The sequence below is a fragment of the Pseudomonas sp. B329 genome (assembly GCF_023127835.1).
In the GTDB taxonomy this organism is placed as follows: Bacteria; Pseudomonadota; Gammaproteobacteria; order Pseudomonadales; family Pseudomonadaceae; genus Aquipseudomonas; species Aquipseudomonas synxantha_A.
On sequence record NZ_SPKP01000009.1, the window covers coordinates 51472 to 66073 of the forward strand.

At 59.4% G+C, this 14602-nt stretch carries 13 protein-coding genes; 8 read left to right on the top strand and 5 right to left on the bottom strand.

Annotated features, from left to right (window positions below):
* Nucleotides 1-17: 17 nt before the first annotated feature.
* From frr to rpsB, 4 genes are all read right to left on the bottom strand, one after another.
* Nucleotides 18-575, bottom strand: a complete 558-nt coding sequence (frr, locus tag E4P00_RS05985; protein WP_032877376.1) for a ribosome recycling factor — start codon at nucleotides 573-575, stop codon at nucleotides 18-20.
* Complete coding sequence (pyrH, locus tag E4P00_RS05990; protein ID WP_003189161.1) at nucleotides 572-1315, bottom strand: UMP kinase; 744 nt, start codon at nucleotides 1313-1315, stop codon at nucleotides 572-574. Before pyrH ends, frr begins: the two co-directional genes overlap by 4 nt.
* 210 nt (nucleotides 1316-1525) lie before the next feature.
* Nucleotides 1526-2389 carry a translation elongation factor Ts gene (gene tsf / locus E4P00_RS05995; RefSeq protein ID WP_005785711.1) on the bottom strand — a complete coding sequence of 288 codons (864 nt, stop codon included), beginning with the start codon at nucleotides 2387-2389 and terminating at the stop codon, nucleotides 1526-1528.
* A 191-nt stretch (nucleotides 2390-2580) separates the two neighbouring features.
* Nucleotides 2581-3318 (bottom strand): 30S ribosomal protein S2, encoded by a 738-nt coding sequence (rpsB, locus tag E4P00_RS06000; protein ID WP_003189158.1) that lies wholly within the window; start codon nucleotides 3316-3318, stop codon nucleotides 2581-2583.
* Between the two features lie 387 nt (nucleotides 3319-3705).
* Between rpsB and map the strand changes: the two genes are divergently transcribed.
* The 4 genes from map to E4P00_RS06020 all read left to right on the top strand — a co-directional run bounded on the left by map (nucleotide 3706) and on the right by E4P00_RS06020 (nucleotide 9469).
* Nucleotides 3706-4488 (top strand): type I methionyl aminopeptidase, encoded by a 783-nt coding sequence (map, locus tag E4P00_RS06005; RefSeq protein WP_032877377.1) that lies wholly within the window; start codon nucleotides 3706-3708, stop codon nucleotides 4486-4488.
* A 66-nt stretch (nucleotides 4489-4554) separates the two neighbouring features.
* Nucleotides 4555-7257, top strand: a complete 2703-nt coding sequence (locus E4P00_RS06010; RefSeq protein WP_032877378.1) for a [protein-PII] uridylyltransferase — start codon at nucleotides 4555-4557, stop codon at nucleotides 7255-7257.
* Nucleotides 7258-7400: 143 nt separating this feature from the next.
* Nucleotides 7401-8600 (top strand): succinyldiaminopimelate transaminase, encoded by a 1200-nt coding sequence (gene dapC, locus E4P00_RS06015; RefSeq protein WP_248130917.1) that lies wholly within the window; start codon nucleotides 7401-7403, stop codon nucleotides 8598-8600.
* Between the two features lie 125 nt (nucleotides 8601-8725).
* Nucleotides 8726-9469: a M12 family metallopeptidase gene (locus E4P00_RS06020; protein WP_248130919.1), complete on the top strand. Its 744-nt coding sequence runs from the start codon at nucleotides 8726-8728 to the stop codon at nucleotides 9467-9469.
* Here E4P00_RS06020 and E4P00_RS06025 read toward each other — a convergent pair.
* Nucleotides 9462-11105 carry a Na+/H+ antiporter gene (locus E4P00_RS06025; protein WP_032877381.1) on the bottom strand — a complete coding sequence of 548 codons (1644 nt, stop codon included), beginning with the start codon at nucleotides 11103-11105 and terminating at the stop codon, nucleotides 9462-9464. The genes E4P00_RS06020 and E4P00_RS06025 overlap by 8 nt on opposite strands.
* Before the next feature lie 266 nt (nucleotides 11106-11371).
* Between E4P00_RS06025 and E4P00_RS06030 the strand changes: the two genes are divergently transcribed.
* The 4 genes from E4P00_RS06030 (at nucleotide 11372) to E4P00_RS06045 (ending at nucleotide 14430) form a co-directional block, all read left to right on the top strand.
* The gene (locus E4P00_RS06030; protein ID WP_241092152.1) at nucleotides 11372-11680 is read left to right on the top strand and encodes an arsenate reductase; all 309 of its coding nucleotides are present in this window, start codon (nucleotides 11372-11374) and stop codon (nucleotides 11678-11680) included.
* 31 nt (nucleotides 11681-11711) lie between these two features.
* On the top strand, nucleotides 11712-12746 hold the full coding sequence (gene dapD / locus E4P00_RS06035) for a 2,3,4,5-tetrahydropyridine-2,6-dicarboxylate N-succinyltransferase (RefSeq protein WP_032877456.1): 1035 nt from the start codon (nucleotides 11712-11714) through the stop codon (nucleotides 12744-12746).
* Nucleotides 12747-12814: 68 nt separating this feature from the next.
* Nucleotides 12815-14020 (top strand): cysteine desulfurase, encoded by a 1206-nt coding sequence (locus tag E4P00_RS06040; protein ID WP_248130921.1) that lies wholly within the window; start codon nucleotides 12815-12817, stop codon nucleotides 14018-14020.
* Entirely contained in the window at nucleotides 14017-14430 is a 414-nt protein-coding gene (locus tag E4P00_RS06045) for a SufE family protein (RefSeq protein WP_103733446.1), read from the top strand. The genes E4P00_RS06040 and E4P00_RS06045 overlap by 4 nt, the downstream gene beginning before the upstream one ends.
* Nucleotides 14431-14602 lie beyond the last annotated feature (172 nt).

Genomic DNA, 14602 nt, shown 5'->3' on the forward strand with positions numbered 1-14602 from the left:
AAAGGCGTCCTGACCCCTTATACGGCCATCAGGTCCTTTTCTTTTTCTTCGGTAGCCTGGGTGATCTTGGCTTCGGCGTCCTTGGTCAACTTGTCGATATCAGCAACGGCACGACGCTCTTCGTCTTCGCTGATTTCCTTGTCCTTGACCAGCTTCTTCAGGTCACCCAACGCATCGCGACGGATGTTACGCACGGCAACGCGCGCATCTTCAGCGGCACTGCGCGCCTGCTTGGTGAAGCCCTTGCGGGTTTCTTCGGTCAGGGCTGGCATGGAGATCAACAACAACTCGCCGAGGTTGGTCGGGTTGAGGTTCAGACCGGCGCTCTGGATCGCCTTGTCGACTGCCGCGAGCATGTTGCGCTCGAAGGCCACGACTTGCAGGGTGCGCGAGTCCTTCACGGTCACGTTGGCCACGCCGCTGAGCGGGGTGTCGGAACCGTAGTAAGGCACCATCACGCTGCCCAGGATGCTCGGGTGCGCCTTGCCGGTACGGATCTGACCAAATGCATGGCTCAGGGATTCCAGGGATTTCTGCATACGCGCCTGGGCGTCTTTCTTGATTTCATTGATCATTGTTGGCCTTCCTCGATCAGAGTCCCTTCCGCGCCGCCGTGTACGATATTCAGCAGGGCGCCGGGCTTGTTCATGTTAAATACGCGCAGCGGCATCTTGTGGTCGCGGCACAGGCAGATAGCAGTCAGGTCCATCACACCCAGCTTGCGATCCAGCACTTCATCGTAGGTCAGATGATCGAACTTCTCGGCATGCGGGTCTTTGAATGGGTCTGCAGTGTATACGCCATCTACCTTGGTGGCTTTGAGCACCACGTCGGCATCGATTTCGATAGCGCGCAGGCACGCCGCCGAATCCGTGGTGAAGAACGGGTTGCCTGTGCCAGCGGCAAAGATCACCACTTCCTTGGAGTTCAGGTGGCGCATGGCTTTGCGGCGATCGTAGTGATCGGTCACGCCAACCATGGAGATAGCCGACATCACGATGGCCGAGATATTGGCACGCTCCAGGGCGTCGCGCATGGCCAGGGCGTTCATCACAGTGGCCAGCATGCCCATGTGGTCGCCAGTGACCCGATCCATACCGGCCGCACTCAGTGCCGCGCCGCGGAACAGATTGCCGCCGCCGATCACCAGGCCGACCTGCACACCGATACCGACCAATTGGCCGACTTCCAGCGCCATGCGGTCAAGCACCTTGGGGTCGATCCCGAACTCTTCCGAGCCCATGAGGGCCTCGCCGCTGAGCTTGAGTAGAATGCGTTTATAGCGAGCCTGATAACCACTGCCCTGCTGAGCCATTGCGAATCTCTCCTGCGGCGTATTTTTTAAAAATTCTTGGCGAGCCGTTTACGGCTTGCGTTCACTCTAGCTGGACGCTGTCACAGCGCCATCGGAACACGGCTTTGTAAGCCAGTTCCGAGAGGAAACCAAATAAAATTGGCCTTCCCATTTGAAAAGAGGCTGCGCGCGTGAGCGGGCAGCCTCTTTCGGCGACAGTTTGGGACTGTCTTATTGCTTGGCGGCAGCCAGCTGGGCAGCAACTTCTTCAGCGAAGTTGTCGACCGGCTTCTCGATGCCTTCGCCTACTTTGAAGTAAGTGAAGGAAACGATTTCAGCACCGGCTTTCTTGGCCAGTTCGCCAACCTTGATTTCAGGGTTCTTGACGAACGCCTGCTCAACCAGGCTTGCTTCGGCCAGGAACTTGCTGATACGGCCTTTGACCATGTTCTCAACAATGTTTTCTGGCTTGCCTTTGATTTTTTCTTCGTTCAGCTGCAGGAACACAGCTTTTTCGCGCTCGATCGCTTCGGCAGACACTTCCGAAGGCAGCAGGAACTCAGGGTTGCTTGCAGCAACGTGCATAGCGATGTCTTTGGCCAGCTCAACGTCGCCGCCTTTCAGAACAACTGCTACACCGATTTTGTTGCCGTGCAGGTAACCACCAACAACATCACCTTCAACGCGAACCAGGCGACGGATGTTGACGTTTTCGCCAACCTTGCCGACCAGTACCAGACGAGCTGCTTCTTGAGCTTCGATCAGAGGCTCAACAGTGGTCAGCTTGTCAGCGAAGGCTTTTTCGACGCTGGCAGCAACGAATGCCTTGAAGTCATCCTGCAGAGCCAGGAAGTCGGTCTGCGAGTTGACTTCCAGCAGAACGGCGGATTTGCCGTCTTCTTTCAGGGCGATAGCGCCTTCAGCAGCGACGTTGCCTGCTTTCTTGGCAGCCTTGATGGCGCCGGAAGCACGCATGTCATCAATGGCTTTTTCGATGTCGCCGCCGGCCTTGGTCAAGGCCTTTTTGCAATCCATCATGCCTTCGCCGGTACGCTCACGCAGTTCTTTAACCAACGCTGCAGTAATCTCTGCCATTTCAAAATCCTCTTGGATAGGTTTTCAACCATTCCACCCGATCAAACGGGCGATCAATTCTTCCCGAATTTCCGTTGTAGGCCGCTGCACGTTACAAATGATGTAGCTGCGCTGCCGACAAATGGTTTTCGAGGTGGCAAAAAGGGGGCCAAGCCCCCTTTTTGCTTACTGAGTCAACGCCAGGGCGTCAGTTACTCAGCGGCAGCTACCGGAGCTTCTTCAACGAACTGCTCGGTACCGCCAGCAACGTGGTTGCGACCACGGATTACAGCGTCAGCCATCGAACCCATGTACAGCTGGATAGCGCGGATTGCGTCATCGTTGCCTGGGATGATGTAGTCAACGCCTTCCGGGCTGCTGTTGGTATCGACTACGCCGATAACCGGGATGCCCAGCTTGTTGGCTTCGGTGATCGCGATGCGCTCGTGATCAACGTCGATAACGAACAGTGCGTCAGGCAGACCGCCCATGTCCTTGATACCACCCAGGGAACGATCGAGCTTTTCCAGGTCACGGGAGCGCATCAGCGCTTCTTTCTTGGTCAGCTTGGCGAAAGTACCGTCTTCGGCTTGCACTTCAAGGTCACGCAGACGCTTGATGGAAGCACGGATGGTTTTGAAGTTGGTCAGCATGCCGCCCAACCAGCGGTGATCGACGTACGGCGAACCGCAACGTGCTGCTTCTTCAGCAACGATCTTGCCAGCGGAACGCTTGGTGCCGACGAACAGGATCTTGTTTTTGCCCTGGGCCAGACGCTCTACGAAAGTCAGAGCTTCGTTGAACATTGGCAGGGTTTTTTCAAGGTTGATAATGTGAATCTTGTTACGCGCGCCGAAAATGTATTTACCCATTTTCGGGTTCCAGTAACGGGTCTGGTGACCGAAGTGCACACCGGCCTTCAGCATATCGCGCATGTTGACTTGGGACATGATAGTTCCTTAATAAGTCGGGTTTGGCCTCCACGTATCCCAATGACCAACCAGCGGCATCAAGGCCTCCGGCACCCAGGTCATCGTGTCGACACGTGTGTGGATTTAAGCTTTTCGGGGTATCCCCGGAAAGCGGCGCATTTTATACCACAGCAAGGGCGAAAACGAAACCCGCAATCACACCTGACCGCAGCGATCTGTGCGCAAGCCGTTGAATAGAGCGGATTTACCCCCACCCTATAGATAGAAGCGATCGTCAGGGGCTCATGGTTTACCGCCCGCGTCTGTTAGAATCGCGTTTTTTGTGGCTTGTGCGAATTCAGCAACCTTTTTTCGCACGCCCGTAAACCGTATTGATTTCAGCGCGTCGCGCTAGAGAGAGCCTGTATGACCGTTAGTTTGAAAACCGCCGAAGACATCGCCGGCATGCGCATCGCCGGCAAACTGGCCGCCGACGTGCTGGAAATGATTGCAGAGCATGTAAAGCCGGGCGTCACCACCGAAACCCTGAACCAGATCTGCCACGACTATATCGTCAATGTGCAAAAGGCCATCCCTGCGCCGCTGAACTACAAAGGCTTCCCCAAGTCGATCTGCACCTCGGTCAACCACGTGGTGTGCCACGGCATTCCCGGTGACAAGCCGTTGAAGGACGGCGACACCCTGAACATCGACGTCACCGTGATCAAGGACCGCTACTTCGGCGACACCAGTCGCATGTTCCACGTCGGCAACGTGCCGGTCTGGGCCGAGCGCCTGTCCCAGGTGACCCAGGAATGCATGTACAAGGCCATCGAAATCGTCAAGCCAGGCTGCCGCCTGGGTGACATCGGTGAAGTGATCCAGAAGCACGCCGAAAAGAACGGCTTCTCGGTGGTGCGCGAATTCTGCGGCCACGGCATCGGCACCGTGTTCCACGAAGAACCACAGATCCTGCACTACGGCCGCGCCGGCACCGGCATGGAACTCAAGGCAGGCATGACCTTTACCATCGAACCGATGATCAACCAGGGCAAGGCCGATACCAAGGTGCTGGGCGACGGCTGGACCGCTATCACCAAGGACCGCAAGCTCTCGGCCCAGTGGGAACACACGCTGCTGGTCACCGAAACCGGCTACGAGATCTTCACGTTGCGCGCAGACGACACCATTCCTCGCGTTTCGGCGTGAGGGTTGCTTCGGTTTTCCAGCTTCAACCGTGTGACTGACTCAATAGATAGATAGGAAAGCCGACCGATGCCCCAGGTGGATCCCGAACTCTTCGACCGTGGCCAGTTCCAGGCCGAGCTGGCATTGAAGGCGAGCCCCATCGCCGCCTTCAAGAAAGCCATCCGCCAGGCGCGCGAGGTGCTCGACGCGCGTTTTCGCAGTGGTCGGGACATCAGACGACTGATCGAGGACCGCGCCTGGTTCGTCGATAACATCCTGCAGAAAGCCTGGGAACAGTTCAGCTGGAGTGCAGACGCCGATATCGCCCTGGTGGCGGTCGGCGGCTACGGTCGCGGCGAACTGCACCCCTACTCCGACATCGACCTGTTGATTCTGCTGGACAGCGCCGACCACGAAACCTTCCGCGATTCCATCGAGCGTTTTCTGACATTGCTGTGGGACATCGGCCTGGAAGTCGGCCAGAGCGTGCGCTCGGTGGATGAATGCGCCGAAGAGGCCCGTGCCGACTTGACGGTGGTCACCAACCTTATGGAAAGCCGCACCATCTGCGGCCCCGAGCGCCTGCGCCAGCGCATGCTCGAAGTCACCAGCACCGCACACATGTGGCCGAGCAAGGATTTCTTCCTGGCCAAGCGCGCCGAACAGAAGGCGCGGCACCACAAGTACAACGACACCGAATACAACCTGGAACCCAACGTCAAGGGCTCTCCGGGTGGGCTGCGGGATATCCAGACGATTTTGTGGGTGGCGCGCCGCCAATACGGCACGCTGAACCTGCGCGCCCTGGCTGGCGAAGGCTTCCTGGTGGAGAGCGAAAACACCCTGCTGGCCTCGTCCCAGGAGTTCCTGTGGAAGGTGCGCTACGCCCTGCACATGCTCGCCGGGCGTTCCGAGGACCGCCTGCTGTTCGATCACCAACGCTCCATCGCCACCCTGCTGGGCTTTGAGGGCGAAGACGCGAAGACCAGCATCGAAAGCTTCATGCAACAGTACTACCGGGTGGTCATGAGCATCGCCCAGCTCAGCGACTTGATCATCCAGCACTTCGAGGAGGTGATCCTGGCCCCCGAAGACGAAGCGCCGCCGCAGCCGATCAATGCGCGCTTCCAACTGCATGACGGTTATATCGAAGCACGCAACGACAACGTGTTCCGCCGCACCCCATTCGCCATGCTGGAAATCTTCGTACTGATGGCCCAGCAGCCGGACATCAAAGGCGTGCGCGCCGACACCATCCGCCTGCTGCGGGAAAACCGCCACCTGATCGACGACGAATTTCGCAACGACATCCGCAATACCAGCCTGTTTATCGAACTGTTCAAGTGCCGCATCGGCATCCACCGCAACCTGCGGCGCATGAACCGCTACGGCATTCTCGGGCGCTACCTGCCGGAGTTCGGCTTTATCGTCGGGCAAATGCAGCACGACCTGTTCCACATCTACACCGTCGATGCCCACACCCTGAACCTGATCAAGCACCTGCGTAAGTTGCAGTACACCCAGGTGTCAGAGAAATTCCCACTTGCCAGTAAACTGATGGCCAAGCTGCCAAAGCCTGAGCTGATCTACCTGGCGGGCCTGTATCACGACATCGGCAAGGGTCGCCATGGCGATCACTCGGAAATCGGTGCAGTGGACGCCGAAGCCTTCTGCCAGCGCCACCAACTGCCCCTCTGGGACAGCCGCCTGATCGTCTGGCTGGTGCAAAACCATCTGGTGATGTCGACAACCGCCCAGCGCAAGGACTTGTCCGACCCGCAGGTGATCCACGACTTTGCCGGCATCGTCGGCGATGAAACCCGTCTCGACTATCTTTATGTGCTGACCGTCTCCGACATCAACGCCACCAACCCCACGTTGTGGAACTCCTGGCGCGCCAGCCTGTTGCGCCAGCTGTACACCGAGACCAAGCGCGCGCTGCGCCGCGGCCTGGAGAACCCGGTGGACCGCGAAGAGCAGATCCGCCGCACCCAAAGTGCGGCCCTGGATATTCTGGTACGCGGTGGTAACGACCCGGACGACGTCGAACAGCTCTGGTCGCAACTGGGCGACGACTATTTCCTGCGCCACACCGCCGGCGACGTGGCCTGGCACAGCGATGCGATCCTGCAGCAGCCGGCCGACGGTGGCCCGCTGGTCTTGATCAAGGAAACCACCCAGCGCGAATTCGAAGGCGGCACGCAGATCTTCATCTACGCGCCGGACCAGCACGACTTTTTCGCCGTGACCGTGGCCGCCATGGACCAGCTCAACCTGAACATCCATGACGCTCGGGTCATCACCTCCAGCAGCCAGTTCACCCTCGACACCTACATCGTGCTCGACACCGACGGCGACTCTATTGGCGATAACCCGGCGCGGGTGAAAAAGATCCGCGAAGGCCTCACCGAAGCCCTGCGCAACCCGGACGATTACCCAACCATCATCCAACGCCGGGTACCACGCCAGCTCAAGCATTTTGCCTTTGCGCCCCAGGTGACCATTTCCAACGACGCGCAGCGACCGGTGACGGTGCTGGAACTCAGCGCGCCGGATCGCCCGGGCCTGCTGGCGCGCATCGGCGGGATTTTCCTGGAGTTCGACCTGTCGTTGCAGAATGCCAAGATTGCGACCCTCGGCGAACGGGTGGAAGACGTGTTCTTCATCACCGACGCTGATAACCAGCCGCTGTCCGACCCTGAGCTGTGTCGCCGCCTGCAGGATGCGATCGTGGAACAATTGAGCGTGACCCAGGAACCCGGCGTTGAGCTGACCCGACTGACTATTTGAATTCTTAACTTTGTGAACACGAGTCATGTGGGAGCTGGCTTGCCTGCGATGCAGACACCTCGGTCCGTCAGGTCGACCGCAGTGATGCCATCGCAGGCAAGCCAGCTCCCACAGGGGCCGCGCTCACCGTGATAGAGGCTTATATGAACAACGCCCTTAACCAGTTGCAGCCCTACCCTTTCGAGAAACTGCGCGCCCTGCTCGGCAGCGTGACGCCGAACCCGGACAAACGCCCGATTGCACTGTCCATCGGCGAACCCAAGCACAAGTCCCCGACCTTTGTCGCCGAGGCGCTGAGCAACAACCTCGACCAGATGGCGGTATACCCCACCACGCTGGGCACCCCTGCCCTGCGTGAAGCCATCGGCGCCTGGTGCGAACGCCGCTTCAATGTGCCCAAGGGCTGGTTGGACCCGGCGCGTAACATCCTGCCGGTCAACGGCACCCGTGAAGCCCTGTTCGCCTTCACCCAGACCGTGGTTAACCGTGGCGACGATGCGCTGGTGGTTAGCCCCAACCCGTTTTACCAAATCTACGAAGGCGCCGCGTTCCTGGCCGGGGCCAAGCCGCATTACCTGCCGTGCCTGGATAGCAATGGCTTGAACCCGGACTTCGACGCCGTCTCCCCCGACATCTGGAAACGTTGCCAAATCCTGTTCCTGTGCTCCCCAGGCAACCCGACCGGCGCGCTGATTCCCGTCGACACACTGAAAAAACTCATCGCCCTGGCCGACGAATACGACTTCGTGATCGCCGCCGACGAATGCTACAGCGAGCTGTACTTCGACGAACAAACCCCGCCGCCGGGCCTGCTCAGTGCCTGCGTCGAGCTGGGGCGCCAGGACTTCAAGCGTTGCGTGGTATTCCACAGCCTGTCCAAGCGTTCCAATCTGCCGGGCCTGCGTTCGGGCTTCGTGGCCGGCGACGCCGACATCCTCAAGGCCTTTTTGCTGTACCGCACCTACCATGGTTGCGCGATGCCGGTGCAAACCCAGCTAGCCAGCATCGCTGCCTGGCAGGACGAGGCCCATGTACTGGCCAACCGTGACCTGTACCGCGAGAAGTTCGATGCGGTGCTGGCGATCCTCAAACCGGTGCTGGATGTACAAAGCCCGGACGGTGGGTTCTATCTGTGGCCGAAAGTGAACGGTGACGACGCGGACTTCTGCCGCGATCTGTTTGTGGAAGAACATGTGACGGTAGTACCGGGCTCTTACCTGTCCCGCGAAGTCGACGGCTTCAACCCAGGCGCAGGGCGTGTGCGCCTGGCATTGGTTGCGCCATTGGCCGAATGTGTCGAAGCGGCTGAGCGGATTCGCGATTTCATACAGCGCCGCGTTTGAGTTTCAAGCCGCTCCCACACCGTGGGAGCGGCCATTACCGATGTATCTTGCAACCCATCAATGGGAACAAAGCCTGTTAAATGCTCCACCCACGTTCATCTGGTACACACGCTCAGGTGAACGACATGCCCCTCACCATCCCAACCCGTCCCGTTTCTCCTCACTCCGTGAACGCACCTCACAGTAGAGCCAAACGCGGCGTCGCCATGCCGGACAAACTATGGCCTCAACATTCAGTGCTGACCATCTCGCGACTGAACATGACACAGGAACAAAAGGATCTGGTACAGCACAACATCAATAAATGGGCGCCGCACACTAACCTCTACTTGAAATTTATTGACAGCCCTAACGGTGACATACGCATTATTGCAGACAATAACAGTCACGCCGGATGGTCAAGCGTGGGAACCGATGCAAAAAACGTCCCCCTCTCCAAACCGACCATGAGTATTGGCTTCAAAGATTCACCGGACGGCATTGCCGCGACGGTTCAACACGAATTCGGCCACGCCCTGGGTTTGAAGCATGAGCACCAGCATCCGGATCGCACACTGGACCTGAATAGACAGAATATCTATGACGAGTACGAGTCGCGTAGGCAATTCAGCTATGAGGCCGATAACAATATCATCAGGACTTTTTCACGCCCCCAGGTAACAGCCTCTGCAAACTATGATGACAAATCCATCATGCACTATGGCTTTCCTGCTTCAAGACTCAACAGTGGTCCCCCCATCCCGCGCAACTTCAAACTGTCTGAAGACGATAAAAAGTTCATGCAGTCGCTTTATCCAGAAGATAAAACTCTCTTGGGCAAACTGCTCAATTCAAGCATCCGGGCAATGATCAGTTCCAGCCCTACTTAACACTTCCCAAGTTCGCTTCACTCATATCCAGATCCGCCAATACCTCGCGCAGTACATCGTCGCCAATCTGATGCTGGCGACTCAAACGGTAGAGCTCCAGGCGCTGCGCACGTAGCGCCTTGAGCCTCAGCCTGCGCTCCAGTTGATCCATTTGCAGCGCCAGTGCCTGAGCCTCGGCCGAGTCATTGAATACGTCCAACTGATGACGATACTCCGCCATCAGCCGCGCCTTGAGCTCGGTGGCCAATGCAGCCTGAGCGGCATCCGGCGTTTCGGCTTCGACGGGTTCTTCGACCTCCAACGCATGGATCGCCGCCACGGCGGTCTTTTTCCAGGCCTCGCGCACTTCGTTGTGGCGCTTCTCATCCGGACTTTTCTCCACACCACGCAACAGCAACGGCAGGGCAATGCAGGCGGCGACCAGCGATAGCAGGATGACCCCGGCGGCGATAAAGATCAGCAGGTCACGCTCAGGGAAATCCTGGCCCGGCGCCAACAGCAAGGGCACCGACATGACACCCGCCAACGTCACCGCACCGCGGACACCGCCGACGGTCAGCAACCAGCAGGAGCGCGCCGTCGGCACCAGGGTCAGCGCGCTTTTGCCACGCAGCCTGCGCAGCAACCCCGACAGCCGCCAGATGCTCTGCACCCAGATAAACCGCAGCACCACCAGCACCAGAAAGATCGCCACCACGTCCAGGCAGCGGTACAACAGGGTGGGCCACAGGGTGGTTTCGTGGCTGACCACAGCCTTGATGATGTCCGGCAGTTGCAGGCCGAGCAGCAGGAAAATCAGGCCATTGAAGGCAAACTCCAGCAGCGACCAGACGCTGCGGTTGAGCAACCGCGTACTGGTCTGGCGCGGCAGCAGGTCGAGCCAGCTCTGCATCATGCCCGCCGCCACCGCCGACAAAATGCCCGAAGCGCCCAGACGCTCAGCCAACACGTAGGCAGCAAAGGGCAACAACAGCATGAACACCACATGGGTCGCGGGGTCATCCCAGCCCCGTGCAATCATCCACGCGCGCAGGCGGCCGACCAGCCAGCTCAACGCCACCCCGACCGCCAAGCCGCCCACGGCGACCAATACAAAGGTCAGGCTGGCATCCGCCAGGGAAAACACCCCGGTCAACGCCGCCGCCAGGGCAAACTTGAAGGTCACCAGGCCTGACGCGTCATTCATCAGCGCCTCGCCTTGAAGCATGTGCATCAGCGGTTTAGGCAAGCGATTCTGAGAAATGGCCGACACCGCCACGGCATCCGTCGGGGATAAAACCGCCGCAAGGGCAAAGGCCACCGGCAAGGGGATCGAGGGCAGCAACCAATGAATGAAGTAGCCGGCGCCGACCACGGTAAACAGCACCAGGCCCACCGCCAATGTCAGAATCGGGCCACGCAGGCGCCACAGTTCGCGCTTGGGCATGCGCCAGCCATCGGAAAACAACAGCGGCGGCAGGAACAGAAACAGGAACAGCTCCGGATCCAACGCCACATGCAGCCCCAATGTGGGCCAGGCCAGCAAGGCGCCGGCGGCAATCTGTAGCAAGGGCAACGGTAGCGGGATGATGCGTCCGACCAGACGCGAAAAGCTGACCAGCATCAGCAGGATAAGAACGGTGTAGGCGGTTTGCATAACGCGGGTTTCCCGGACAATCGACTTGCAACGACACATCAGGCAACAACTGGCCGTTGAAGTGCCATATTACCCCGCTATGTTACTCGCCTAAGCCGCGCACCGGCTTTTGCACAAAAGTCGCAGGATGCTGACGAGCGGCGCCGAAACCGGCTGGTCGTGGCATAATCCGTGATCTTTCATTTTTCATTGGTCCAAAGGGGGGCAATTCCTTGACCGCTTCAAGCAAAACCCTGCACCTTTTCGGCATCAAAGCCTGCGACACCATGAAAAAGGCGCGCACCTGGCTCGATGAGCACGCGCTGAGCTACGAGTTCCATGACTACAAAACGGCCGGTATCGACCGCGAACACTTGACCCAATGGTGCAACGAGCACGGTTGGCAGGTGGTTTTGAACCGTGCGGGCACCACCTTTCGCAAACTCGAAGACGAACGCAAAGCCGATCTCGATCAGTCGAAAGCCATTGAATTGATGCTCGCACAACCCTCGATGATCAAGCGCCCGGTGCTTGATCTCGGTGACAGAACCCTGATTGGCTTCAAGCCAGATAGTTATTCGGCGGCCCTCAAGTAGGCCAGCCTTCCATTTTTGTAGAGGTAACAGCATGTCCAATTCCCTGTTCAGCCTGGGCTTCGGCGTCGGCACTCAGAACCGCCAAGGTGCTTGGCTGGAAGTGTTTTACGCACAACCGTTGCTCAACCCGTCGGCCGAGATCGTTGCCGCCATTGCGCCGATCCTGGGTTACACCGAGGGCAACCAGGCGATCACGTTCACCATCAGCCAAGCGCTGCAACTGGCAGATGCACTCAAGAACGTCGACGCCACTCAAGCCGCGCTGCTGAATCGCCTGGCTGAAAGCCACACCCCACTGGTTGCCACACTGCTGGCCGAAGACGCCGCGCTGACCTCCACGCCAGAGGCCTACCTCAAGCTGCACTTGCTGTCCCATCGCCTGGTCAAGCCTCACGGCCTGAACCTGGCAGGCGTGTTCCCGCAGTTGCCGAACGTGGCCTGGACCAGCCAGGGCGCCATCGACATCGCCGAACTTGCCGAGCGTCAGCTCGAAGCGCGTCTGCGTGGCGAGCTGCTGGAAGTGTTCTCGGTGGACAAGTTCCCGAAAATGACCGACTACGTGGTACCGGCCGGCGTGCGCATCGCTGACGCTGCGCGTATCCGCCTGGGCGCCTACGTGGGCGAAGGCACTACCGTGATGCACGAAGGCTTCGTCAACTTCAACGCCGGCACCGAAGGCCCAGGCATGATCGAAGGCCGTGTATCGGCAGGGGTGTTCGTCGGCAAGGGTTCGGACCTGGGCGGCGGCTGCTCTACCATGGGCACCCTGTCGGGCGGCGGCAATATCGTGATCAAGGTGGGCGAAGGCTGCCTGATTGGCGCCAACGCCGGCACCGGTATCCCGTTGGGCGACCGCAACACCGTGGAGTCGGGCCTGTACATCACCGCCGGCACCAAGGTTGCGCTGCTTGACGAGCAGAACCAGTTGGTCAAGGTGGTCAAGGCGCGCGAGTTGGCCGGTCAACCGGACCTGCTGTTCCGCCGCAATTCCGAGACCGGTGCCGTGGAGTGCAAAACCCACAAATCGGCCATCGAACTGAACGAAGCGCTGCACGCTCACAACTAAGCAGCCACTCGATGCCACTAGCGGGCCGCACCTTCGGGTGCGGCTCGCTTATACGAGTCTTGATCACCATGCTTGTGCCCTCCCCCTGGCGCGCCGATTTCCCGGCGATCGCCACCCTGCAAAGGCAAGACCAGACCTATCTGGACAGCGCCGCCACCGCCCAAAAAACCCAGGCCCTGCTGGATGCCATCGGCCATTACTACGCCAATGGCGCAGCCAATGTGCACCGCGCCCAGCATTTGCCGGGGGCCCATGCGACCCAAGCCTTTGAGGACAGTCGCAGCAAGGTCGCGCAGTGGTTGAATGCAGGCGACAGCGGGCAGGTCGTATTCACCCACGGCGCAACCTCTGCGCTGAACCTCTTGGCCTATGGCCTTGAGCACCTATTCAATGCGGGCGATGAGATAGCCATCAGCGCCCTGGAACACCACGCCAACCTGTTGCCCTGGCAGCAATTGGCCAAACGGCGTGCGCTGACGCTGGTGGTATTGCCCCTGGACGATGACGGCGTGATCGACCTGCAAGCCGCCGCATCATTGATCGGCCCGCGCACGCGCCTGCTGGCGGTGAGCCAGTTGTCCAACGTGCTGGGCACCTGGCAGCCGCTGGAAGCGCTACTGACGCTGGCCCAGGCAAACGGTGCCCTGACTGTTGTGGATGGCGCCCAAGGCATCGTGCATGGTCGCCACGACGTACAGGCCCTGGGCTGCGATTTCTACGTATTTTCCAGCCACAAGCTCTACGGCCCGGACGGCGTCGGCGTGCTGTTCGGTCGCAACGCTGCCCTGCATCACCTGCGCCACTGGCAGTTTGGCGGCGAGATGGTGCAGCAGGCAGATTATCAAGGCGCCAGCTTCCGCCCTGCCCCACTGGGGTTCGAAGCCGGCACGCCGCCCATTGCCGGCGTGATCGGCCTGGGTGCCACCCTGGATTACCTGAACTCACTGGATCAGCACGCCGTGACCGCCCATGAAGCGGCACTGCACGACTATTTGCTGCGCGGGCTGAAAGCACGCAATGGCGTGCGCGTACTGGGATCACCGCAAGCAGCGCTGGTGAGCTTTGTGGTGGACGGTGTGCATAACGCCGACCTGGCTCACCTGTTGACCGAGCAAGGCATCGCCGTGCGCGCCGGGCATCACTGTGCAATGCCACTGCTCAAGGCCATGCACTTATCCGGCGCCATTCGAGTGTCCCTGGCGCTGTACAACGACTCCGATGACCTGGAGCGCTTCTTTGAAGCGTTGGACCAGGCGCTGGATATGTTGCGATGAGCTTGCCAGTGGACGCGATGGCTGCGCTGCAGGCATTCCAGGCTGTCGGCGGTTGGGAGCAGCGCGCGCGGATGCTGATGCAATGGGGCGAGCGACTGCCCGCGTTGGCGGATGATGAAAAGGTCGACGCCAACCTGGTGCAAGGCTGTGAAAGCCTAGTGTGGTTGGTGGGGCATTTGCAGGACGGCCATTGGCAGTTTGCTGCCAGCAGCGAGGCAAGGATGATTCGCGGGTTGGTGGCGCTGTTGCTGGCGCGGGTCAATGGGTTGTCGGCTGATGAACTGCAAGCGGTGGATTTGCCGGGTTGGTTTGCACAACTGGGCCTGTCCCGGCAGCTGTCACCATCGCGCACCAACGGCTTGAATGCAGTCCTGCAACGTATGCGCGAACTAAGCCATACACACAACTGAATGTGGGAGGGGGCTTGCTCCCGATGGCGGTGGGTCAGTCACACATGCATCAACTGACACTCCCTCATCTACAGAACTTGATAGCAACCGACGGTAACCACGATGCGAAGCGAGCCGCTCTTGATCTTGATCTTAGGCGCCCCGTCAAACCACGCTGGCCGGAATTCGACAG